This is a genomic window from Flavobacterium limnophilum (assembly GCF_027111315.2).
Taxonomy (GTDB): Bacteria; Bacteroidota; Bacteroidia; order Flavobacteriales; family Flavobacteriaceae; genus Flavobacterium; species Flavobacterium limnophilum.
Map to the genome: position 1 here is coordinate 3,490,018 of NZ_CP114289.2, position 25,133 is coordinate 3,515,150.

General features: G+C 36.4%; 20 protein-coding genes. 9 read left to right on the top strand and 11 right to left on the bottom strand.

Annotated features, from left to right (window positions below; all coding sequences use genetic code 11):
* Positions 1-16: 16 nt before the first annotated feature.
* The 5 genes from OZP13_RS14470 to tyrS all read right to left on the bottom strand — a co-directional run bounded on the left by OZP13_RS14470 (position 17) and on the right by tyrS (position 9,590).
* Complete coding sequence (locus tag OZP13_RS14470; protein ID WP_281297616.1) at positions 17-2,995, bottom strand: SusC/RagA family TonB-linked outer membrane protein; 2,979 nt, start codon at positions 2,993-2,995, stop codon at positions 17-19.
* A gap of 467 nt (positions 2,996-3,462) precedes the next feature.
* Positions 3,463-7,443, bottom strand: a complete 3,981-nt coding sequence (locus OZP13_RS14475; protein WP_281297617.1) for a hybrid sensor histidine kinase/response regulator transcription factor — start codon at positions 7,441-7,443, stop codon at positions 3,463-3,465.
* 362 nt (positions 7,444-7,805) lie between these two features.
* On the bottom strand, positions 7,806-8,006 hold the full coding sequence (locus OZP13_RS14480) for a type II toxin-antitoxin system RelE family toxin (protein WP_269240838.1): 201 nt from the start codon (positions 8,004-8,006) through the stop codon (positions 7,806-7,808).
* Between the two features lie 54 nt (positions 8,007-8,060).
* The gene (locus tag OZP13_RS14485) at positions 8,061-8,267 is read right to left on the bottom strand and encodes a hypothetical protein (RefSeq protein ID WP_269240839.1); all 207 of its coding nucleotides are present in this window, start codon (positions 8,265-8,267) and stop codon (positions 8,061-8,063) included.
* A 30-nt stretch (positions 8,268-8,297) separates the two neighbouring features.
* Positions 8,298-9,590 (bottom strand): tyrosine--tRNA ligase, encoded by a 1,293-nt coding sequence (gene tyrS, locus OZP13_RS14490; RefSeq protein ID WP_281297618.1) that lies wholly within the window; start codon positions 9,588-9,590, stop codon positions 8,298-8,300.
* 113 nt (positions 9,591-9,703) lie between these two features.
* Between tyrS and OZP13_RS14495 the strand changes: the two genes are divergently transcribed.
* Entirely contained in the window at positions 9,704-10,693 is a 990-nt protein-coding gene (locus OZP13_RS14495) for an NAD-dependent epimerase/dehydratase family protein (RefSeq protein ID WP_281297619.1), read from the top strand.
* 10 nt (positions 10,694-10,703) lie between these two features.
* On the opposite strand, the gene OZP13_RS14500 is transcribed toward OZP13_RS14495, so the two are convergent.
* Genes OZP13_RS14500 through OZP13_RS14510 form a run of 3 tightly spaced genes read right to left on the bottom strand, consistent with a single transcriptional unit; the run spans position 10,704 to position 13,392 of the window.
* A complete protein-coding gene (locus OZP13_RS14500) occupies positions 10,704-11,294 on the bottom strand; it encodes a DUF4296 domain-containing protein (RefSeq protein ID WP_269240841.1) in 591 nt (196 codons plus the stop codon).
* 12 nt (positions 11,295-11,306) lie between these two features.
* A complete protein-coding gene (locus OZP13_RS14505; protein WP_281297620.1) occupies positions 11,307-12,647 on the bottom strand; it encodes a dihydroorotase in 1,341 nt (446 codons plus the stop codon).
* Positions 12,648-12,666: 19 nt separating this feature from the next.
* On the bottom strand, positions 12,667-13,392 hold the full coding sequence (locus tag OZP13_RS14510; RefSeq protein ID WP_281297621.1) for a polyprenol monophosphomannose synthase: 726 nt from the start codon (positions 13,390-13,392) through the stop codon (positions 12,667-12,669).
* A gap of 105 nt (positions 13,393-13,497) precedes the next feature.
* Here OZP13_RS14510 and OZP13_RS14515 point away from each other — a divergent pair, with 105 nt between their 5' ends.
* Positions 13,498-14,169 carry a DUF4271 domain-containing protein gene (locus OZP13_RS14515; protein WP_281297622.1) on the top strand — a complete coding sequence of 224 codons (672 nt, stop codon included), beginning with the start codon at positions 13,498-13,500 and terminating at the stop codon, positions 14,167-14,169.
* A gap of 12 nt (positions 14,170-14,181) precedes the next feature.
* Entirely contained in the window at positions 14,182-14,931 is a 750-nt protein-coding gene (locus OZP13_RS14520; protein WP_281297623.1) for a uroporphyrinogen-III synthase, read from the top strand.
* Between the two features lie 249 nt (positions 14,932-15,180).
* On the opposite strand, the gene OZP13_RS14525 is transcribed toward OZP13_RS14520, so the two are convergent.
* Positions 15,181-15,873, bottom strand: coding sequence for a zinc metallopeptidase (locus tag OZP13_RS14525; protein ID WP_269240847.1), 693 nt, complete (start codon positions 15,871-15,873; stop codon positions 15,181-15,183).
* Between the two features lie 77 nt (positions 15,874-15,950).
* Positions 15,951-19,547, bottom strand: a complete 3,597-nt coding sequence (locus OZP13_RS14530; RefSeq protein WP_281297624.1) for a leucine--tRNA ligase — start codon at positions 19,545-19,547, stop codon at positions 15,951-15,953.
* Positions 19,548-19,711: 164 nt separating this feature from the next.
* Between OZP13_RS14530 and OZP13_RS14535 the strand changes: the two genes are divergently transcribed.
* The 4 genes from OZP13_RS14535 (at position 19,712) to truB (ending at position 22,528) form a co-directional block, all read left to right on the top strand.
* Positions 19,712-20,587 carry a cell division protein FtsX gene (locus OZP13_RS14535; protein ID WP_281297625.1) on the top strand — a complete coding sequence of 292 codons (876 nt, stop codon included), beginning with the start codon at positions 19,712-19,714 and terminating at the stop codon, positions 20,585-20,587.
* Between the two features lie 58 nt (positions 20,588-20,645).
* Entirely contained in the window at positions 20,646-20,885 is a 240-nt protein-coding gene (locus tag OZP13_RS14540) for a DUF3098 domain-containing protein (RefSeq protein ID WP_281297626.1), read from the top strand.
* A 116-nt stretch (positions 20,886-21,001) separates the two neighbouring features.
* Entirely contained in the window at positions 21,002-21,826 is an 825-nt protein-coding gene (locus OZP13_RS14545; protein WP_281297627.1) for an undecaprenyl-diphosphate phosphatase, read from the top strand.
* Between the two features lie 6 nt (positions 21,827-21,832).
* On the top strand, positions 21,833-22,528 hold the full coding sequence (gene truB / locus OZP13_RS14550) for a tRNA pseudouridine(55) synthase TruB (RefSeq protein WP_269240850.1): 696 nt from the start codon (positions 21,833-21,835) through the stop codon (positions 22,526-22,528).
* A gap of 377 nt (positions 22,529-22,905) precedes the next feature.
* Here truB and OZP13_RS14555 read toward each other — a convergent pair whose 3' ends face one another.
* A complete protein-coding gene (locus OZP13_RS14555) occupies positions 22,906-23,529 on the bottom strand; it encodes a thioredoxin family protein (RefSeq protein WP_281297628.1) in 624 nt (207 codons plus the stop codon).
* 239 nt (positions 23,530-23,768) lie between these two features.
* On the opposite strand from OZP13_RS14555, the gene pyrH reads away from it, so the two are divergent.
* On the top strand, positions 23,769-24,476 hold the full coding sequence (pyrH, locus tag OZP13_RS14560) for a UMP kinase (RefSeq protein WP_281297629.1): 708 nt from the start codon (positions 23,769-23,771) through the stop codon (positions 24,474-24,476).
* Between the two features lie 76 nt (positions 24,477-24,552).
* Complete coding sequence (gene frr / locus OZP13_RS14565; RefSeq protein WP_281297630.1) at positions 24,553-25,116, top strand: ribosome recycling factor; 564 nt, start codon at positions 24,553-24,555, stop codon at positions 25,114-25,116.
* The last annotated feature ends 17 nt before the right edge of the window (positions 25,117-25,133 follow it).

Here is a 25,133-nt window from a genome sequence, read left to right on the forward strand (position 1 = left end):
ATAAATTAAATATTTCTTAGAAATTGAAATTCAAAGAAACTGAATACGTTCTTGGCGAGGTATAATTTCCCCCGAAATTGGTTCCATAATTATACGATGCTTCTGGATCGCCTCCGGTATAATCCGTAATCACAAATACATTTTGGACCGAGGCCGACAATACAACATTGTTGTTATCTTTTTTAGGATTTATCAAATTACCAAAATCATAGCTTAGGTTGATATTGTCCATTTTTAAGAAGGAAGCATTTTGCAAATAATAATCACTGTATTGTTGGTTGACATTTCCTGCTTGCGTAAAACCCGTTTCATAATACGATTGGTTAATATTATTCCGCGTTATACCGCTATAAATTGCTGATAAATTATCATTAGGCAGGTAAAAAGCATACTGACCAATATTGGAATGAAATGCCATGCCCATAGCGAACTTCTTGTAATTAAATGAAGTGTTGAAACCCAAAATATGTTTTGGCGAGGAGCTTTCGGTTCTGTATCGGTCTTGTTCATTTATCAGTCCATCACTATTCAAATCGACCATTTGATCTTCAATGGGTTTTCCTTGCGCATTGTAAACTTGGTGGTACACAAAAAAGGTATTTCTGGAATAGCCAACAGTGTTTACCAATAAATTTCCACTCAATAAACCCGCTCCAGAATCGTCGCCAATGGAAAGTTTTGTTATTTTATTTTCATTGTAACTATAGTTGAATCCTAGATTCCAATTGAAATTTGTTTTTTGAATCAGCATTGCATTGGCATTTATTTCAAACCCCTTGTTTTCCAAGCTACCAATGTTTTTCACAATGTTATTGGCAAAATCGGTTCCTGATGGAATGGTCACATCGTTCAACAAGTCATCGGTAACCCTGTAATACACTTCAAAAGCCCCCGTGATTCTATTGTTGTACAATCCCCAATCCAGGCCTATATTGGAAGTTGTTGATTGTTCCCATTTCCTGTTACGGTCAGTTGCGCTTGGATCAACTCCTTGTATAAACTCATTTCCTATTGGATATTTGATATTGGAAGCTCCCAAGTTATAAATAGGAATGTATCCATAATTACCAATTCCTTCTTGCTGTCCTGTAACTCCCCATCCTATTCTAAATTTAAGATTGGATACCACTTTAGAATCGGCTAAAAACTTTTCGTCATTAATTTTCCAAGCTGCAGACACTGAAGGGAATGAACCCCACCTTGTTTTTGGAGAAAAACGGGAAGAACCATCCGTTCTGTATGTTCCTGTAAGTACATATTTGTCTTTGAAAGTGTACATTAATCGGCCAAAATAAGATATCAAAGTGTTCTGGGGAATGTCAAAACTGAAATTTGGTTTAGAACCCGCTTGCTCATTTCCATCAACATCATAGGATGGATAAAAATAGTTGGTCGTTTTGAAATCGTTATACGAGTAACCCGCCATAGCCTCGATACGGCTGTCGATAGACTTGATTTCTTTTACATAATTCAAGGTAGTTTCCGAGAACACATTTTCGGTTTTCGAACCTGGATTTCCTTTAGAAACATATCCATTGGAAATACTTGCAGGAAAATAATCGGCTGGTGCAAAATAATCCCAAGTTCCCTTGGCAAAATCGTAACCCGAATTGATTTTTATGCTTAAATCAGGCAAGAAATGCACATTGTAATCCAATTGAAGATTTCCGATACTTCTAAGGCTTGAAACCCTGTCATTTATCTGCTCAAGCTTGGAAACAGGATTGTTGTGACCGTGCAAAACTGCTGGATTTGAAGCGAATTCATAATATTGCCAGTAGCCTCCATAAATGGAATTGGGATCTTTTACCGCTTGTGTCGGGTCGAATGTAACGGCGGTATAAATGGCACTTTCATCGGCTTTTCTTTCTTTTTGGCTAATGCCTTTTACATTCAAATTCACTTTAAGATGATTGTCGAAAAAAGTGGGGTTAATGTTCAATGTAATGGTATTTCTCTTGAAATTCCCCGTTTTTAATGTCCCGTCTTGATCCAAAAATCCAAAAGACAAACGATACGGCAATACTTTTATCCCACCAGTAAAACTGATTGAATTATCTTTGGTCAAAGCGGTTTGGTAAATTTCGTCTTGCCAATCGGTGTTGGCCGTACCCAATTTAAAATCCGAAACAGGTACTCCGGCAACTACCGAGGCTTGCTGGGCAGCATCCCTATATTGGTCTCCCGTCAAAACATCTTGTTTGTAGATATTGCTCGAAGCCGAAAACTTTGAAGTGAATGAAACTTTCAACGCCCCATTTACTCCTTTTTTGGTCGAAATGATCACGACTCCATTCGACCCTCTTGAACCATAAATTGCGGCTGCAGACGCATCTTTCAAAATACTGAAAGATGCAATGTCGTCAGGATTCAAGGCACTAATTACGCCAGGACCATCTTCCAGACCAATGGGAACGCCATCAATCACGAATAGCGGATTATTTGATGCACTCAAGGATGCTCCTCCTCTTAATAAAAAGGAACTCCCCGCACCTGGTTTTCCGCTGATGGGTGTTATTTGTAACCCGGGAACTTTATTGGCAATCAATTGCTCGGCATTGGTTACAAATCCTTTTTGAAAATCTTTGGCATTTACTTGGGTTACGGAACCGGTAAGGTCTTTTTTCTTGGTTGACCCATATCCAATAACCACTACTTCGTTAAGTGTTTTGGCTGTTTCTTGAAGAGACACATTCAAGGTGTTTCCCGTGATTTTTTTCTCGACAGTTGCATATCCCAAAAATGAGAATACCGCAATATCTCCAATTGCTGCATTAATCTGGTAATTTCCATTATTATCGGAAACAGTAGAATTACTATTGTTTTTTAATGTTACCGTAACACCGGGAAGACTTGCCTTGGTAACTTCATCGACAATTGTACCTTTTACTGTTCCTTTTTGTCCAAAAAACAGGAGTGGTATCAAGAAAATAATCAATGAGCAAGATAGCTTGTGTGCTATAAGGGTTCTTTTTCGTTTTAGTTTCGTATTCATATTTGGTTTTGATTGTAATAGTTAATTTTTTTTAATTTGGTTTAAGATTGATTACGGTTTAATTTGTTTTTTCATAATTCATTTTTGGTTTAAATTTTTTAGCTGGTTATAGTTTGTTTTTAAATTTCATTTCCAATCTAAAATAGCAGACCAGAAAAAGACTTTATTTGAATCGTAAAATTATACTTGACACCGAAAACAAAAGGGGCACGAAATCGTTTTTTCAGGGGTACGAAATCGTTTTTTTTTCACAAACTAACCGGCAGAAAATCCTTGAAAAACAGCATAAAGAAGAATTTCTATTGCTTGGACTATTAGAAAAATATGGAAGACCCAAAAGAATGATTGGCATTCGCTTTATTTCCAAAAAAAAGCCTATTTGATTACACCAAACAGGTTTTGAATTTACGGGATAAAACATTTTTACAACCGGGGAATGGTCATTTGAAAAATCAAAAGGAATGGTTTTATTTTTCCTTTATGTAAAAAGTGGGAGGGTTGCCAAAACGCTCTTTGAATAGCTTGCTGAAATATTTTCGGTCGGAATAACCTACCTGGTAACAAACTTCACTTAAGGTATATTGTTTTGTTTTAAGAAGTTGTTTGGCTTTTTTCAATCTGTAATCACGCATGTACTCCACAAGTGACAAACCTGTCAATGTTTTTAGCTTTTTATAAAGCACGGAATGACTCATCCCAAGTTCTTGAGCGACTAGATTAGCACTAAGATTATCCGAATCAATATTTTTTTCGATAAATAAGCCTAAATTTTCAAGGAATTCTTGATCTCTTTTGTTTTTTACAAATTCACTAATATCGGTAGCCTCTTCTGAATGAAATTTTTCGTGTAATAAACTTCTGTTTTTAAGAATATTTTTGATCCTGGCACGAAGGAGCGACTCATTAAAGGGTTTGGTAACATAATCGTCGGCCCCTGTTTCAAAACCCTCCATTTTATGCATAAAGGAAGCTCTGGCCGTTAAAAGTATGATGGGTATGTGACTCGTGTTTACATTTGATTTCAAATTATGGGTAAGCTCAATACCATCCATTACTGGCATCATGACATCGCTGACAATGAGATCTGGTGATTTTTCCAACGCCATTTCCAATCCTTCCTTCCCGTTGGAAGCTTGCAATACAGTATACTCGTCCGAAAAAAGTTCGACAATGTAGTTGCAGATATCTTCATTGTCTTCAACTACAAGCAAGGTTTGCTCTTTGACTGAGGGACTATCACTGCTTTGTGAAACTACCGTTGCTTTATTCTTTTTATTGGTAAAATAACTTTCAATAAATTCATCATTGTTTTCATTGGCTCCAATCTCGGCATCATTGAAAAAAGAATTTCCTTTTTTTAATAAAATTGTAAACGTGCTACCAGCTCCTTTTTTACTTTTAACCTTTATTTCTCCTTGATGCAGTCGTATAATTTCATTGGAAATGGTCAAACCTAATCCAAATCCTGCTCCATCTATTTTGCTGGCATTATTAGCTTGATAAAACCGATTAAATATTTTGGAGAGCTGTTTTTTTGGAATTCCAATTCCTTCATCTACCAATTCTAACTGAACTTCTGCATCGGTTTCTGTTATAGAGAGTTTTATGGAGCCTCCCGTACTTGAAAATTTCAATGCATTGGAAAACAAATTGTAAAGTACTTTTTCCATCTGCTTTTTGTCGAACCACAATTCTATATTCGGGCTTGTCGATTCAAATTCAAACTTAATATCTTTTTGATAGGCAAATTCTTTGAAGGAGAGGTAAATTTCTTTGCTAAACTTGACCCAATCCCCTTTTACAACCTTTAGCTTGATTTGATGATGCTCAAATTTTCTGTAATCAAGAAGTTCGTTGACTAAATTAAGTAGGTATTCGCCATTTTTTTTGATGGTGCCAAAAGGATTTTGCAGTTGTTCTTCAGAATGTTCATCACTTTTCAACAACTTATTTATGGAACTCAAAATAAGGGTAACCGGCGTTCTGATTTCGTGAGAAATATTGGTAAAGAAATCTTGTTTTAAATTATAAAGCTCGACGTCCTTTTCGCGAGAAAACTTTTCAAATCTCAAATCGGCTTTCATTTTTTCCCAAGAAATGACGTATTTTGTAAACAGCTGCAACATTAAAACTCCCAAAATCGCGTAAATCAAAAAAGCCCACCATTCCAACCAAAAAGGCTTTTGTATCTTGATATTCAACGCACTATATTGATCAGCCCATTCGCTTCCCAATTCCCTGCTTCTTACCTTAAAAACATATTTACCCGGAGAAAGGTTGGTGTAGGTAGCCGAGCCATCTTTGCCGATTGACCTCCAATTCCTGTCAAAATTATCCATTTTAATTTGGTATTCGCAACCCGAAGATGATGGAAACAACATTGCGGCAAACTCGAAAGTGATTACATCCTGATTGTGTTTTAAGGTAATGTTTTTAGAAAAAGAAATGTCGCTTTTTAATATCTCGTCTTCGCCAATAGGAACTTCTTTGTTGAAAAGTTTAAAGCTTGTGAATTTTACTTTTGGGGTTACATTTTTGACCTTGATGGTTTCGGGATTAAATTGAACAACCCCTTTGGAACAGCCAAAATACAACATCCCTTTCTCGTCTTTGAAACAGGAATTGATGTGATAATCTCCTTTTAGATTAGAAAAGCTGTTAAACGCTTTTGTGGAATAATCATAGTTAAAAATCCCTTGCTTGGTACTAAACCAAATCAATCCTTTATTGTCTTCGATAATTGCCGTCACGGTTTGATAACGAACGTTCTTGTAATTGTCAAACCGATTGATTTTTTGAGTTTTTTTATCCAATAAATCGATTCCTTCCCCGGCTGTTCCAATCCAAATATTCCCTTTAGAGTCTTTTAAAACGCTGTAAACATAGTCGCTGCTAATAGAGTTTTTATTTCCTTCAACACTTTTATACACTTTAAAACGATTGGTTTTGGTGTCCAAAAGATTTAGGCCTCCACCAAAAGTGGCCAACCAAATTAAATCACCGTCTTTTTGAAGGGATATGACATTGTCGCTGCTTATCGAGTTCTTGTCTGCTGTTTTCTTTTTGAAACTTTTAAATTCTTTTGTAACAACATCATAATAATTAAGTCCACCACCCCAAGTTGCAACCCAAATATTGTTTTTCTCGTCTTCGATAACGTACCGAACGTCATTGTAACTTAAGGTTTTTGGATTGCCTATTGCTTGTTTGAATTGTGTAAAGGCTCCCGTTTTATAATCAAAATTAACAAGTCCGTTTACGAAAGTTCCAATCCAAAGTGTCCCATTATGAGTTTCATTTATGAATTGAATATAATCATCCCCAATTGAATTTCTATTAGCACTGTTGTAGTGTTTTACAGCATTATTTTTGTTTAAAACGGTCAATCCTTTTCCGTCTAATCCCATAAAAAAAGCATCCTTGTTTTTATAAACCGACAATACCGAAATGGGAGCTCCTCCCTTGATAGTGCTGGGTAAAAATGTATAATCCTTGTTATGGCTCAACACATCGACACCATTCCACGCAGATCCCAACCAAATATTGGAATTCTCGTCTTCCATTAGAGCATAAATGGCATTGCTGGAAATAGATGATTCAGACTGGGAATCATTTGTATAAATAGTAACTATTGGATTTAGGCTGTTTATGTTTTTAATTTCAATAAGGCCAACACCATCCGTTCCAATCCACATTACGCCATTTCGATCTCTCTTAATGCAACGCACGATATTGATTGCTTTGCCGATCCCATAATTTTTTTTTTGGAAACCCAAGGTATTCACATCAAATGTCAACAATCCTTTTCCGCTGCTTCCTATCAAGATTTCATTCTTGTTCAATCCAATTATCGAATGGATATAATCGGGCGAAATAGCACTTGAAGACTTTATTCGAACAAACCTGGCAGTCTTGCGATCAAACTTGTTCAAACCACCACCAAAGGTACCAATCCACAAGTTTTTATTTCCATCTTCATAAATACTCGTAACGTCATTATGACTTATGGAATAATTATTTCCACTCTCGAATTTGTAGGTTTTAAATGTTTGTGCTTTTTCATTAAATAAGGAAATTCCATTTTTTGTTCCTATCCAAATAGTCCCTTTTGAGTCTTCAAAAAGGGTATTCAATTCATTCGAGGGAATCGACCGATTGTCATTATAAATGTTTTTGTAGGCTACAAATTTATCATTCAAAGGATTGTATAAATTCAATCCACCGCCAAGGGTGGCAATCCATATTTTCCCTTTATGGTCTATCAATAAATCGGAAATTCCATTGGCGCTTAAAGCACTATTTTGCTTGTTATATATCTTAATTTTATTACCGTCATACCGATTTAATCCGTTTTGGGTACCTATCCAAACAAAACCATTTTTCTCCTTTACAACACTGCTTACTCTGTCGTTAGACAATCCATTGGTTTGGTTTATTTTACTAAACACAACTTGCGATTGGCTAAAACAAGGAGTGAAAACAGAATATAATGAAAGAAAAAATGAAGCAAAAAAAGCGTTAATTCGTTTTGTTTTCAAAGCAAAATTTAAATTAATGTGGATTCAAATAATTAATTTTTGAAATTTTTTATAGTCAAATAAACTATTTGAAATTTTGTCAAAACAACAAATATATACATTTGAAACTTATTCGATAGTCTTTTTAATTATACTTAATTTACAAACAACTATTCGAATGAATACCCAAAGCTTTACTCAAACAAACAAAAAATCCCAACAACTCTTTCGAGGTATTGGGACGTTTTGATAATTCTGATATTCGTGGTTGTAATTTGATGGTTATTTAACCTCTATTCGTAAATTTCTTTTCTGTGACCTAAATCAATGACATCAATTAGCAGAATGTGATCAAAAATCTCATAAATCACTCTATAATCTCCAATACGAATTCTGTATCCTTTTCTGCCTTTCAGCTTTCTATAGCCTTGCGGTCGTGGATTATCAGCTAAATCATAAATTTGTTTTTTTGATAGCAGAATAATGAGGCTCATTAATTTTAACTAAAGCCTTCAAAACTTTATTTCTAAATTCAATAGTGTAAGCCATTATTTTGCTAATTTCCGCTTTTCTTCAATAATTTTAAAAGCTTCATCTATAGATATACGATACCCATCATCATCCCTCCTGGCTTCATCATAAAGACGTACATCTTCCAAATCTTCCAATTTCTCGATCAGTTTATTGTATTTCTCTATGGGCAACAAAACAGCTGTCCTGTTTCCTTTTTCGTCGGTCAAAAATTGAGTTTCCATAGCTTTTGTTATTTTAGTAAAGTTAGAAAATTATTTAACCCGAATCACAAAATAATTTTTCTTTCCACTTTGCAACAATACAAACTGGTTGTTGATTAAATCTTTGGTCGAAAGCACGAATTCTTCGGTTACTTTTTCCCTGTTTACCGAAATAGAATTCGCTGTCAAAGCTCTTCTTGCTTCACCATTTGATTTCAAAAATCCTGTTTTTTCGTTTAAAACAGCAACAATATTGATTCCAACTTCGATTTCAGATTTTGCAATTTCTGCTTGAGGAACTCCGTCAAAAACTTCCAAGAAAGTCGCTTCGTCCAATTGTTTCAAATCATCGGCGGTAGCATTTCCAAAAAGAATCCCCGATGCTTTAATGGCATTTTCCAAGTCTTCCTTAGAATGTACCATAACGGTGATTTCTTCGGCCAAACGCTTTTGCAGTAAACGCAAATGCGGAGCTTCTCTATGTTTTTCGGTCAATTCTTCGATTTCCGCTTTCGATAAAAAGGTAAAAATCTTGATGTATTTTTCGGCATCCACATCAGAAGTATTCAACCAGTATTGGTAAAATTTATAAGGAGAAGTCCTCGCTGCATCCAACCAAATATTCCCGCCTTCGGATTTTCCAAATTTGGTTCCATCGGCTTTTGTTATCAAAGGACAAGTCAAAGCATAAGCTTTTCCTCCTGCGATTCTACGAACTAATTCGGTTCCCGTGGTGATATTTCCCCATTGGTCTGAACCGCCCATTTGCAACGTACAACTTTTATCTCTGTACAAATGCAAGAAGTCGTATCCTTGAACCAATTGATAAGTAAACTCCGTGAAAGACATTCCTTCGGCAGCTTCAGACGACAAACGTTTCTTTACAGAATCTTTCGCCATCATGTAATTTACGGTAATATGCTTGCCCACATCACGAATGAATTCCAGAAAAGAAAAATTCTTCATCCAGTCGTAATTATTCACTAATTCGGCCGCATTTGCCGCATCGGAAGTAAAGTCCAGAAAACGGGACAATTGTCCTTTTATGGCTTCTTGATTGTGGCGCAAAGTGGCTTCGTCCAATAAATTTCTTTCATTCGATTTTCCGGATGGATCGCCAATCATTCCTGTCGCACCACCCACTAACGCCAATGGTTTGTGTCCAGACAACTGAAAATGTTTCAGCAACATCACGCCAACTAAATGTCCTATATGCAATGAATCGGCAGTTGGGTCAATCCCCACATATGCCACACGCATTTGTTCCATCAAATGTTCTTCTGTGCCCGGCATAACATCGTGGAGCATTCCTCTCCAAGTCACTTCTTCAATAAAATTTTTCATCTTTAAAATCAATTTTGGCAAAGATAAAATTTAATGTTGATTCGGTTAATTGTTTATTCGGTTAATTGAAAAAAAAATCGTAATTCGTAACTCGTAATTCGTAAATTCGCAAGATGGTTTTAGTCACGGGAGGAACAGGTTTGGTGGGTGCGCATTTATTACTTCATTTAATTGAAAATGGAGAAAGCGTTCGTGCCATTTATCGAAATTTGGATGCTATTCAAAAAACGAAAGACCTTTTTTCTCTTTATAAAAAAGAAGCCTTATTCGAAAAAATTGACTGGATTCAAGCCGACATTACCGATGTTCCGTCTTTAGAACTTATATTCGAAAATATCGAATACGTCTACCATTGTGCCGCTTTAATTTCATTTGACCCAAAAGACGAAGATTTACTTCGAAAAACCAATATCGAAGGAACGGCAAATATGGTCAATTTTTGCATTGCCAAAAACGTAAAAAAATTGTGTTTCGTGAGTTCTATTTCAGCTCTGGGCGACTTGAAAGAAAACGAAAAAATCATTACCGAAGAAGCCGAATGGAATCCAGAAAAACCCCACAGTGATTACGCCATTTCAAAATATGGCGCCGAAATGGAGATTTGGCGAGGCCAGCAAGAAGGATTGGAAACGGTAATTGTAAATCCCGGAGTCATTCTTGGACCCGGTTTCTGGAAACAAGGAAGCGGATTGCTTTTCAAGAAAGTGGCCAACGGATTGACCTTTTATACCAAAGGCACAACCGGATTTGTTGCAGTTCCTGACGTAGTTCGAATGACGGTAGAATTGATGAAAAATGAACATTCCAACGACAGGTTTACGCTGGTTGCAGAAAACATTACCTTTCAAGACTTGTTGAATTCCATTGCAGATTCCTTAAAAGTAAAAAGACCTTTAATGCATGCAAACCCACTTATGGTGACTTTAGCCTACAAAATAGATTGGTTTTTGTCGAATGTTTTGGGGCAAAAAAGAAAGCTGGATCGAGCTACAGCCAAAGCTTCTTATTCAAGAAACTACTATTCAAATGAAAAAATAAAAACTGCTTTGCAAACTGAATTTTTAGACATTCATCAGTACATTAAAGACATTTCGAAATTATAAATATCCTCCTTTAGTTTGTTAATTGAGTACGTCTTTGCTTTTCTAAAAGCTTTCTTTTTTCTTGTAAGCGTATTTTATTTAACGAATCTCTTGTTCTCTCCATTTTAAGCTTTGCTGCTTTTTCGGGATCAGTCTTTTTTATTTTGGAATCCTTTACTTTTTTTATAAAATCTTTTGCTTTTTTAATAGAATCAGCTTCTTTTTTAAGTTTCAGCTTTTTGTTTTTCTTTTCAAGCAAAAGGGCTTTCTTGTTTTCAACCTTGATGGCAGCTTCCGTCAAAGTTTTATCCTTCTCCAATCGCGATTTCACCTGTTCGTACATTTTCTTGTACTCCTTGTAGTCAGCCGCATAATAGATGTTGCTTTGGGCAAATTGCGTACTGTCAATTTTATATTTTTTATAAATATATTCGTTTGAATTGTTTTTAAAAGAGTCCAATAAAACCGAATTTTGGCTTCTCATGGCTCCCAAAAGCGACAAATCATACATAATATCTACCATTTTTTCTTTTTCTATAAGACGTTTAGGTTCCTTGGCCAGTTCCTTTTTACAGCTTATAAAAAAGGCTAAAATGGCTAAAAATGGCAGTATTTTTTTCATCTTTACAAACATTTATCTATCAAACAACAATCGTTTTCCGGCACGGATGTCTTTTACTTTAAAAGCAGAATAAACCAACTGTCCGTTGACGAATGTATGGGTAATTCGGGATTTAAAAGTAAATCCTTCAAATGGCGACCATCCACATTTATAGAGAATATTTTCTTTTTTTACGCTCCAAGGCAAACCTGAATTTACAATAACCAAATCGGCAAAATAGCCTTCCCTGATGAATCCTCGTTTTTCGATTTTGAAAATCTTGGCAGGGTTATGGCACATTTTTTCGACAATTTTTTCAATGCTGATTTTCCCTTGATGATACGCTTCAAACATAGCCACAACGGCGTGTTGCACCAATGGCCCTCCAGAAGGAGCTTCCAAATACGGTTTCTTTTTTTCTTCCAAAGTATGTGGCGCGTGATCTGTGGCAATAACGTCAATTCTACCGTCAATCAAGGCTTCCCATAACGCTTTTCTGTCATTGGCAGTTTTTACGGCAGGATTCCATTTGATTAAATTGCCTTTGGTTTCATAATCATCATTGGTAAACCATAAATGATGCACACAAACTTCGGCAGTGATTTTTTTGTCTTCCAATGGAATTTTATTGGTAAACAAATCCATTTCCTTGGCTGTCGAAAGGTGGAAAATATGCAATCTTGCTCCCGTTTTTTTGGCAAGGGCAATCGCTTTGGAAGACGAAAGATAACAGGCTTCCTCGCTTCGAATAAGATGATGCACCGTTACCGGAACTTTATCACCAAACTCGGCTTTGTATTTTTCCAGATTGTTTTTGATGGTCTGTTCATCTTCGCAATGCACGGCAATCAACATCGGCGTGCTCGAAAAGATTCTTTCCAAAACCGCTTCGTTATCCACCAACATATTTCCTGTTGACGAACCTAAAAATATTTTTATTCCAGCAACATTCTTCGGATTTGTTTTCAGCACTTCTTCCAAATTGTCATTGGTTGCACCCATCATGAATGAATAATTCGCAAAGGAATTATCGGCAGCCAATTGGTATTTTTCTTCCAAAAGAACTTGCGTCACCGCATTAGGAACCGTATTGGGCTGTTCTATGAACGAAGTGATTCCACCAGCAACGGCAGCTCTTGACTCGGATTCGATATCTCCTTTGTGGGTCAAACCCGGTTCTCTAAAATGTACTTGATCGTCAATCGCTCCCGGCATTAAATAATTTCCTTCGGCATCAATGATTTGGCATTCTGAGGATTTTGCGCTGATGCTTTCCGAAATTTCGACAATCAAGTCGTTTTCGATTAAAACATCGCCTTCAAAAATAGTTCCCTCATTGACTATTTTGGCATTCTTGATTAAAACCCTATTCATCGTATCTTTCCTTTATCCCCTACAAGGTGTTAACTAATTTTTTTAAACGAAGTGCAATAACTCCCAAAACGGCTTCTTTGAAAATGGCACTACTCATTTTTGACTGCCCTTTTGTTCTGTCGGTGAAAATGATGGGCACTTCGGTAATGTCGAATTTTTTGCAATAAGTCCTGTATTTCATTTCAATTTGAAAGGCATAACCAACGAATTTTATTCTATCCAAATTAATTCCTTCGAGCACTTGTCTTTTGTAACAAATAAATCCTGCCGTGGCATCATGGATTTTCATTCCCGTGATAAATTGCACATAAACCGATGCAAAATAGGACATCAAAACACGGCTTAATGGCCAGTTTACCACATTTACACCAGTTACATAACGAGAACCAATCGCTAAATCAGCACCTCCGAAATGACAGGCATCGTATAATTTTTCCAAGTCGTTTGGATTATGCGAAAAATCGGCATCCATTTCGAAAACAAAATCATATTTCCGTTCTAAAGCCCATTTGAAACCATGAACATAAGCCGTTCCCAAACCCAACTTTCCCGTCCTTTTTTCCAAGAATAATCTGCCTTCAAATTCCGTTTGCAGCATCTCGACTTTGTTGGCGGTATGATCTGGAGAGTTGTCGTCTATGACAAGGACATGAAAAGGTTTATGCTGTGAAAGCACTGACCTAATGATGCTTTCGATGTTTTCAATTTCGTTATAGGTAGGAATTATAACAATACAATCGTTCATAATTTGAGTAATTTCAACGCAAAAGTAAACTTTTTATGCGATTTGATCCATAATAAAATTATAATAAAAAGAATGAAATAAAAAATCAGTAATTTTGCACTCGTTATGGTAGAGAATGTACTTCATTTAAGGGTAATCGAGAATAAAGATTGGGCAACGGTCTTGTTCGTGCTTTCATTTGCCACTATTGCATTAACAAAATCGACATTTGAGAATCGATTTGCCGACTTTGCAAGATTAATCTATTCTGACAAATACACCAATATTTACAAAGACAGTAGCAATCTTAAAAGCAGCTTCACTATCTCGTTGTTTTTTGTCCAAATTATTTCTTTGGCTTTCTTCATACAGCTTTCTCTCGCCTTTTTTGGATATGCCTCAAAAACCGATTGGATTCTGTACATTCAAATAATTACATTCTTGATTTTCTTCGTTTTATCAAAATTTTTGATTGAAAAAATCATTGCCACAGCATTCGATATTGAAGAATTTGTGGAGCAATTCAACCTCCAAAAGGTTACTTTCAGAACTTATATCGGATTATTTATACTTCCAATCAATATTATTTTGTTCTATTACGACTCCATTTCGAGAAATTTTTTGACTATTATAATTGCTACAATTTTAATAGCCAATATATTAACTTATTTGGTTTCAATAAAAAACTATCAAAATATAATATTCGGCAAGTTATTTTATTTTATTTTATATCTTTGCGCTCTCGAAATAGCACCGTATTATTTCATGTATTATTGGTTTACAAAAGGTATTGCTTAGAAAATGTCAAATATGAAAGTGAAAACAATTTTGGTGTCACAGCCCGAACCTAAAGTGGAGAATTCTCCATACTTTGAGTTGCAACAAAAGCATAAAGTAAAAATTGATTTCAGGCCTTTTATTCATGTAGAAGGAGTCAGCGCAAAAGAAATTAGACTTCAAAAAATTGATCTCAACCACTACACGGCCATTATTTTAACAAGTAAAAATGCCGTCGATCACTTCTTTAGAGTAGCCGACGAAATGCGCTACAAAGTTCCCGAAGGATTAAAATATTTCTGCCAATCTGAGGCAATAGCTTTTTATCTTCAAAAATACGTGGTTTACAGAAAACGTAAAATATACGTTGGTCCGAAAGATTTTGCCGATTTGTCGCCATTGATCAAGAAATACAAAGACGAGAAATTCTTGTTGCCAGCTTCAGACCAACTGAATGCCGATGCACCAATAACGCTTAACGCTTTGAAAGTAGATTGGACTCCAGCGGTTTTTTACAAAACCGTTATCAGCGATTTATCTGATTTGGCCGATGTTTATTATGACGTTTTGGCTTTCTTTAGTCCAACCGGAATAAAATCATTGTTTACCAATTTCCCTGATTTCGAGCAAAACAATACCAGAATTGCCGTTTTCGGAAGCACAACCCAGAAAGAAGCTTTGGACAAAGGATTAAGAGTTGACATTATGGCTCCAACTCCCGGAACACCTTCGATGACAATGGCTTTGGAAAAATATATAGCTGAAGCCAACAAAGGAAAATAAGTATTTGAAGAAAAAATACTTTTGAATAAAATTACAAAAGCTGCGTTTATCGTGGCTTTTTTTTGTGCTTAATTCTAAAATAGCTTCGAATTTGCGGTTGACTCATCATTTACGAGCAACAGGTAAAACCCCATTTATTGTTCTCGATTCTTGCCCTATTTATGTGATGGCGCCCGTCCTCGTAATAACTGTTCAAAAAAAATCCGCCTCAACATAAAATCGAGGCGGATTAAAGCTGTTTTGAGACGCTTAATCTCGTCTTCCCATATAAATAGAAATGTAATACATCAAGGTAGCGATGGAGCCCAAAGCGGCAACAACATAAGTTCTCGCAGCCCATTTCAAGGCGTCTTTTGCCCCAGCGTGTTCTTGCTGATTCAACATTCTTTTGTTTTCCAACCAAGCCAAGGCACGATTACTCGCATCATATTCTACCGGCAAAGTCACTATCGAAAACAAGGTAGTTGCCGCAAAAATCACGATTCCAATCAACAGAAGCGATGGGAAAGAATTAATCATCAGGATTCCTGCAAGCAAAATCCATTGCATATAAGTGGATGCAATATTTACTACTGGAACCAGTTGAGAACGTAAAGTCAACCAACTATAAGCTGTAGCATGTTGCACGGCATGACCACATTCGTGAGCAGCAACCGCAGCGGCAGCAGCATTTCTTTGGTTAAAAACCGCTTCACTCAGGTTGACGGTTTTATCGACTGGATTGTAATGATCCGTCAATTGTCCTGCTACCGAAATCACTCTTACGTCACGAATTCCGTGATCGGCCAGCATTTTTTCGGCGATTTCCTGTCCAGACATTCCGTTTTGCAAATGCAATTTGGAGTATTTTTCAAACTTGCTTTTTAATCTTGAGCTTACTAACCAGCTTGCTAGCATGATACCGCCCATTAAAATCATCGATGGCAAACTAAATCCTAACATAATTTTACTTTTTTAAATAAATTTACAAATAACCCATCAAATTTTAAGCCATTTTTTAGAATGACAATTTGGCGGTTTTACCCAACCAAGTTAATAATCTTCCCTGGAACAATAATCACCTTGTTTGGTGTTTTTCCGTCCAATTGTTTGATGGTTCTTTCGTCTTTCATCACGATTTCCTCAATTTGTTCTTTGGTTAAATCCAAAGGTAAAACCATTGTAAAACGCATTTTTCCGTTGAAAGAAACCGGATATTCTTTCTCTGATTCCACCAAATGCTTTTCTTCAAAAACCGGGAATTCAACAGTTGAAATCGAACCTGAATTTCCTAATTGAGCCCACAATTCTTCGGCAATGTGAGGTGCATAAGGCGAAATCAAAATCGCTAATGGTTCTAAAATCGCGCGCGAATGACAATTTTGCGTTGACAATTCATTCACGCAAATCATAAACTGCGAAACCGAAGTGTTGAAAGAGAAACCTTCAATATCTTCTGCCACTTTTTTGATGGTTTTGTGTAATGATTTTAAGTTGTCTTTTGTTGGCGTGTCGTTGTTTACGATTAAACCATTTTCGTCAAAATACAAACGCCATAATTTTTTAAGGAAACCAAAGACTCCCGAAATTCCTGCCGTGTTCCAAGGTTTCGCTTGTTCCAATGGCCCTAAAAACATTTCATACAAACGTAAAGTATCCGCTCCGTATTCGTTACAAATATCATCTGGAGTTACCACATTGTATTTCGATTTCGACATTTTTTCGATTTCTCGAGAAACAATGAATTTTTCGTTTTTAATTATAAATTTAGCGTCCCTAAAATGATAATCATTTGTTTTCAATTTTTCAAAATCTAATTCATCATTTCCATTTACATAATTCACAGGAACGTGTAACCTGTAAGTTTTCAATGGAGAAAATGGAGAAAATACAACATTATATTTATCTGAAGTAAAACCATTCTCATCTAATTCACTAATGATAGGAGTTACAAATTCATCAGAAATTTTTTTAAGCAATTCATCAGAATTTTTCAATTCTGAAACAATATCAGAAGAAAAATATGTATCTTTTACTATTTCAATTTTGCTAATTATTTGATTAATCTTTTCAAAATTCTCATCATCTTCACTTAATCGAGTTTGAACTTGATTAGCTAAAGTCCCTTTTTCTCCTTCAATTTTTTGGATTGGTTTTTTAGAAACTAGTAAATTAAAACCAATCATATTTACAAACGCACTCATCCCCAAAATCATTCCCTGATTAATCAGTTTTTTGAAGGGTTCTTCGGTTGGTGCAAAGCCTTTATCTTTTAAGAATTTGTTCCAAAAACGGGAATACAATAAATGACCGGTGGCGTGTTCGCTTCCGCCAATGTATAAATCCACGCTTTCCCAATATTTCAAAGCCTCTTGGCTTGCAAATTCGTTTTCGTTGTGCGCATCCATATAACGCATCCAATACCAAGAACTTCCCGCCCAACCTGGCATTGTGTTCAATTCTAAAGGAAAAATAGTCGTGTTGTCAACCAAATTTGTATTGACAACTTTATTATTTACACTATCCCAAGCCCAAACATTAGCATTTCCTAATGGAGGCAATCCATCTTCGGTTGGCAAATATTTCTCCACTTCCGGCAATACGATTGGCAAATGTTTCGCATCAATCATTTGCGGCAAGCCATTCACGTAATACACAGGAAACGGTTCGCCCCAATATCTTTGGCGGGAGAAAACGGCATCACGCAAACGGTAATTAATTTTCCCTTTTCCTTGGTTTATGTCTTCTAATGCAGCAATCACTTTTTTGGTCGCTTCTTTGTATCCTAATCCATTCAAGAAATCAGAATCTACTAATTGAAAACCTTCTTTGGCTCCAAAAGCGGCTTCTGAAATATCTTTATCAAAAATATTTTTGATTTCCTGCATTCCGTTTTGACCTTTGAAGAAATTCGCAAAAGCATAATCTCTTTCGTCTCCACAAGGAACTGCCATCACGGCACCTGTTCCGTAACCTGCCAAAACATAATCGCCAATCCAAACCGGAATTGGCTCTTTGGTAAACGGATGCTCGGCATACGCTCCCGTGAAAACTCCCGAAATGGTTTTTACATCCGCCATACGCTCTCTTTCAGAACGTTTTGCGGTTTTTTCGATGTAAGCTTCCACTTCAGCTTTTTGTTCAGGAGTCGTGATTTGGGCTACCAATTCGTGTTCTGGTGCCAATGTCATAAACGTCACTCCGAAGATGGTGTCGGGACGAGTGGTGAATACGTCAATAAACCTCACCCCCGACCCCTCTCCAGAGGAGAGGGGAGCGAGCTCCTCGTCTGTCTTGTATGAATTTCGCAGGCTTAATTCTTCTTTTATCTTTGATAAAACAGATTTGATGTCATTTAAAACTTCTTCATTAGTAAAGCGAATTACTTTGTAAAGATGTTTTTGCTCTAATTCTAAAGTTCGTTGTTCATCTAATTCAATTTGTTCTTTTGTCTCGTGATAACCTCCGTCAACTTCAATAATTAATTTTTTATCAAGAGAAACAAAATCAACAATAAAATTTCCAATATAATGTTGTCTTCTTATTTTATATCCTAGATTCGAATTTCTAACTTCTTGCCAAAGTACATCTTCGGCTTCAGTTTGATTCTTACGATTCTCCCTAGCATTTCCAACCAGTTGCGAAGCAATAGAAGCATTAGCTGTCATATATCCCTTCTCAACAGCTTGCCCCCCCTCTCCTTTGGAGAGGGGTTGGGGGTGAGGTTTTACAGCAAAAGAAACCATCGCTCCAACCGATTTTCCAATCCAGTTTCTTTGGCTTTCCTTGATGCTTTCGCTCCAATCAATATCATTTAAACCTTGAAGCAAACGTTCCGCATAAGCAGAAATTCGCATACTCCATTGGGTCATTTTTTTGCGAATAACCGGAAATCCACCACGTTCTGAAACGCCATTCACGATTTCGTCATTGGCTAAAACCGTTCCCAATCCCGGACACCAGTTCACTTCGGTTTCGGCTAAATAGGTTAATCGGTATTGTAATAGTATTTTTTGTTGCTCGTCTGACGAAAATGCGTTCCATTCGCTTGATGAAAAAACTTGGATATTGTCGTCACAAACGGCATTTACATTCGCATTTCCTTCTGTTGCAAAAATGGAAACCAAGGTCGAAATGTCTTCGGCTTTGTCCGTATTTTTATTGTACCACGAATTGAATAATTGGATAAAAATCCATTGTGTGTGTTTGTAGTAATCGGGATTCGAAGTACGCACTTCACGACTCCAATCGAAGGAGAATCCAATTTTGTCCAATTGTTTACGGTAACCCGCAATTTTGTTTCCTTCTTTGTCCACGCCTCCGTCAATATTTACCGAAGTCGTGTCTTCCGGACGCTGACCGGTTTGTATGGCATATTGTTCGGCCGGCAATCCAAAACTGTCGTAACCCATTGGGTGCAAAACATTGAATCCGCGATGTCTTTTGTATCTCGAATACACATCCGAAGCGATGTAACCCAGCGGATGTCCCACATGCAATCCCGCTCCAGACGGATAAGGAAACATATCCAAAACATAATATTTTGGTTTTTCGGAGTTATTTTCGGCTGCAAAAGTTTGATTGTCTGCCCAATGTTTTTGCCATTTGGCTTCTATTTCGTTCGGATTGTATTTCATTTTAAGTATCTATTATTAACCTTTTCAGGGCTTTGAACCCAGAAAGGATATCAAAAATTTGAGTGGCAAATTTACATTTATTGTACGAAAGTTGAAAGTTTGAGCGTTATTAACTTTAAATAAAGAAATTGTTTGTTATTTTTACCCCATAATTCCAATAAACTATGGCTTCTAACTTTGATAAATTTCAAAAACGCAGGTTAATTTCCTCCTATTTTTCGGTAGTATTAAGTGTATTCTTGGTATTGTTTCTATTAGGAATACTGGGGTTTTTCATTATAAATTCCAAAAAACTGGCTGACGATTTCAAGGAAGAAATTGCCATGACGGTGTTTTTCAAGAACGAAGCGAACGACAGCATTTTGAAGGCTTTTGGAAAAGAACTCAAAACGACTCCTTTTTCAAAATCGTTCGTATATGTCTCAAAAGAACAGGCGGCAAAACTACATACTGATATTATTGGCGAAGACTTCATAACGTTCTTGGGAGAAAATCCTTTGCAAAACTCCTATGACATCCATTTAAAAGCGGATTATGTAGTTAGGGACAGCATCACAAAAATAGAAAGTCGCTTGCGAAAAAACGCCATGATTTCGGATATTGTTTATGACAAACAATTGGTGAATTTGGTCAACGACAACATCAAAAAAGTGAGTATGTGGATATTAATAATTAGCGGCTTCTTGACTGTCATCGCCGTTTTATTGATCAACAGCTCTTTGCGTTTGTCCATTTATTCCAACCGATTTATCATTAAAACAATGCAAATGGTAGGCGCCACTAAAGCATTTATCCGAAAACCATTTGTGATGCGAAGTGTCAAATTAGGCATGATTGGTGCAGGATTGGCCATTATTGCACTAATTGGAGTTTTGATTTATATTGAAACTAATTTCCCCGGTTTAGGAATACTTGAGGACAAATTGCTTGTTGCCTTGGTTTTGCTGCTAGTCTTTGGAGCTGGCGTTTTGATTACTTGGATAAGCACCTATTTTGCAACACAACGATTCTTGAACTTAAGAACAGACGATTTATATTAGTGTTCAGTAAAAAACATAAAACAGAGGATGAGATTGCTTCATTCCTCGCAATGACAAAATGAAAAAAGAAGAACAAAAACACGAATTCCTTTTTGAGAAAGTAAATTATAAAATCCTATTGATTGGTATCGCGGTAATAGCCCTTGGATTTATATTGATGTCCGGCGGCGGAAGTGACGATCCTAATGTATTCAACGAAGAAATTTTCAACTTTAGAAGAATCCGTTTGGCTCCGACTACCGTTTTAATTGGTTTTGGAATCACGATTTATGCCATTCTGAAAAACCCTAAAAAATAGTTTGCAGTGTTCAGAATTCAGTTTTCAGTTGGCAACAACTGATACTAAAATTTGCACTCGAGCCCATCGGACAAAAAGGCGAAGCAATCTAAAGTCTAAATCTGCAATCCAATAAAATGAATACATTTCAAGCAATCATTATTGCCATTATTGAAGGATTAACCGAATATCTTCCTATTTCTTCAACAGCCCACATGATTTTCACGAGTTCCTATTTTGGAATCCAGGAAGATGATTTCGTGAAACTTTTTCAAGTATCTATTCAATTTGGAGCCATTTTGGCCGTCGTGGTTTTGTATTGGAAGAAATTCTTGGCTTTCCCTACTCTAAAAATCGGAATTAATTTTTATACCAAATTGGCTTTTGCCGTAATTCCAGCCTTGGTCTTGGGAAAATTATTCGACGACAAAATTGAAGCTGTTTTGGGAGACCCAATTCCTATTGCAATTGTATTGATTCTGGGCGGGGTGATTTTGCTTTTTGTTGACCAATATTTCAAGGACAAAACTACTATTGTAAACGAAGAAGACATTACCGTTAAAAAAGCGGTGACAATTGGTTTTTGGCAATGTTTGGCCATGATGCCCGGAACAAGCCGGTCTGCAGCTTCCATCATTGGCGGAATGCAACAAGGATTGTCGCGGAATACGGCAGCGGAATTTTCATTTTTCCTGGCAGTTCCGACAATGTTGGCAGTTACTTGTTATTCGGTGTTTCTGAAAACCTATGAAACTTCACAAATGAAAGGTTATGAACTGATTTTAAAATCAAACGACAATATCATGATGTTTTTGATTGGAAATGTAGTTGCTTTTGTAGTTGCGATTTTAGCCATCAAGTTTTTTATTGGAATTATCAATAAATACGGCTTTAAACCTTGGGGTTGGTACCGAATTATTATGGGTACGTTTTTGTTGATTTACTTTTCATACCTAAAATAATTTCTCTTGAAAACTGCCGAAGATTTTTTGAATGGACAAATTATCCTAATTGACAAGCCATTGCATTGGACTTCATTTCAGGCGGTCAACAAACTAAAATATGCTTTAATCAACAAGTTGGGACTTCCCAAGAAATTCAAAATTGGACATGCCGGAACTTTAGATCCGTTGGCAAGCGGATTATTGCTGGTTTGCACCGGAAAATTCACAAAAAGGATTACCGAACTTCAGGGTCAAGCCAAAGAATATACGGGAACTTTTCACATTGGAGCCACCACGCCTTCCTATGATTTAGAAACCGAAATAGACCAAACTTTCGATATTTCGCATATTAACCAAACCTTGATTCACGAAACCGTGAAACAATTTCTGGGTGAAATTGACCAAAAACCACCTATTTTTTCGGCCATAAAAAAGGACGGTGTTCGATTGTATGAACACGCTCGTGCCGGAGAAACCATAGAAATAGCCAGTCGAAAAACCACCATTCACGAATTCGAAATTACCCGAATTGCACTTCCTGAAATCGACTTTAGAGTCGTTTGCAGCAAGGGAACCTACATTCGTTCCTTGGCTTATGATTTTGGCAAAACAATGAATTCAGGCTCACACTTGACGGTGTTGCGCAGGACAAAAATTGGAGATTATGACGTGACTAATGCCATAGACGTGAATTTGTTTGAACAAAGTTTATCCCTTTAATTGCAATAAAAAACACTTAACAAACACAACACTTAATTTGCGTTGTGTTTGTTAAAATCAAAGTACTTTTATACCATACACATTTTGTTTACTTGATGCTTCATCATTAAGATTAATAATGAGAAGTATTTTTGCCTCCAAATAGCATAGTTGAAATGTAATCGTAGAATCTTTCAAATAGATTTTTCATGTCGATGTTTTTTAAATTGTTAAACAATAGCAAACACCAATAAAAAAGTAAATTTAAAGAAATATAATAGATTTGGTTGAGGTCACTAATTTACAATTTTTTTTATATAAAAAAAAAAAAGAAACCTAAATAATTTTATAAAAAAACAGGTTTCGCATTTGCGTTATTGCTTTGAAATACAACCACATCATTCTTCTAGAAGATGTAATTGCTCCTGTTCAAGCATCAAGCCAATCAATTCGTTTTGCGTAGAAATGCCTTTGTCTTTCATATACCAGGTTTGCAAATCGGCTTTTGCGGCTTCGTCAATACATCCGTTTTTTTCTTTATAGCTCCTTATTAAATCGCTGACTCCTTTAGGCATTGGCCCCCAACTGCCGTAAACATCCCCTGATTCTTTATCAACAACAATGACTTTTGGAATTTTTCTAACATCATCCGTAAGAAACAAATCCATCAAATCTTCGTTTTCTTCAGGCAACACAATTTTGAGGTCGATTTTGCCAGATTCGTGCGCCATTTTATTTAAAACGGGTAATATCTGCGAGCTATCGGCACACCAACCTTCGGCCAAGACTAACCAAATATATTTTTTTTTCAAGGACTTCAACTTCGCTATATTCTCCTCCGAAATAGTGATTGTTTTGTCCAACATATCCATTCGGGCATCATTCAAACCAGAAATGCGGGTATGGCTCTCGGATTGCTCATTTCCTGTTGATTTTCCTTCCAGTAATAAATCAGAAATTAGTTTTCTGAATTCATGATAATCATGACTTTTAAATAATGATTTGGCTACAGCTGTTTTCATAATTTTTTGATATATATTACACAAATTTACTTCTTTAAAAATGAAGATTTGGCAACATTTACAACTTTCGAAAAAAATATTTGCCACAAAATTAGCTTTGAATAAAATCCAATAGTATTTTTTTAAAAACATTATTTCAAAAAACAGATTATGACTATATTTGCACAACTCAACCAAAAAAAATGACTTGAGCTTGCGAAATTGCGAAAGCACGAATCCAAATTTTAAAAACAACTTGAATGAAATACAAAAGAATTCTTCTAAAATTAAGTGGCGAAGCGTTAATGGGCGAAAGACAATATGGCATTGACCCTGCAAGATTAGACGAATATGCCGATGAAATTAAAAAAGTGCATGACAAAGGCGTTGAAATAGCCATTGTTATAGGCGGAGGAAATATTTTCAGAGGTGTTGCCGGCGCAAGTGCCGGAATGGACAGAGTTCAAGGCGATTATATGGGGATGCTGGCTACCGTGATTAACGGAATGGCATTACAAGGTGCGCTAGAAGGCAAAGGTATGAAAACTCGTTTGCAAACGGCCTTGAAAATGGAATCTATTGCCGAGCCTTACATCAAAAGGAGAGCCGATCGTCATCTTGAAAAAGGAAGAATCGTCATTTTTGGAGCAGGAACTGGAAATCCTTATTTCACGACCGATACCGCCGCCGTTTTGCGTGGTGTGGAAATTAATGCCGACGTAATCCTGAAAGGAACACGTGTTGACGGCGTTTATACTGCCGACCCGGAAAAAGATGCCACTGCAACAAAATTCAATTACATCTCTTTTGAAGATGTGTTGAAAAAAGGGTTGAACGTCATGGACACAACGGCCTTTACATTGAGCCAAGAGAACAAACTTCCCATAGTAATTTTTGACATGAACAAAGAAGGTAATTTGTTGAAAATTTGCGAAGGACAAAACGTAGGAACAGAAGTAAATATATAGTTAGCAGTGTTCAGTATTTGGTTTACAGTAAAAACTGAATACTGAACAGTGAATACTGAACACTAATTAAAAAATTATGACTGAAGAAATAGAATTTATTTTAGACAGCACCCAAGAATCTATGGCAGGTACTATTGCCCATTTAGAAAAAGCATTCTTGAATATCCGTGCAGGAAAAGCGTCTCCGGCAATGTTGGGAAGTGTTTTTGTAGATTATTACGGATCCGCAACGCCTCTTTCGCAAGTATCAAAAATCAGTGTTCCTGATGCGAGAACCATTACATTGCAACCTTTCGAAAAGAACATGCTGCACCCAATAGAAAAAGCCATTATGGTGGCCAATCTAGGCTTCAACCCAATGAACAACGGAGATGTAATCATTATCAGCGTTCCGCCTTTGACCGAAGACAGAAGACGCGAATTGGCAAAACAAGCAAAATCTGAGGCTGAAGACGCAAAAATAGGAATCAGAAATGCGCGCAAAGACGCTAATACCGAAATTAAAAAACTGGAAAAAGAAGGAACCTCCGAAGACATTTGCAAAAGTGCCGAAGAAGAAGTTCAAAATTTGACCAACAGTTTTATCAAAAAAATCGACGAGCATCTTGTTATTAAAGAAGCCGAAATTATGAAAGTGTAAAACTTTTCAAATCAAAA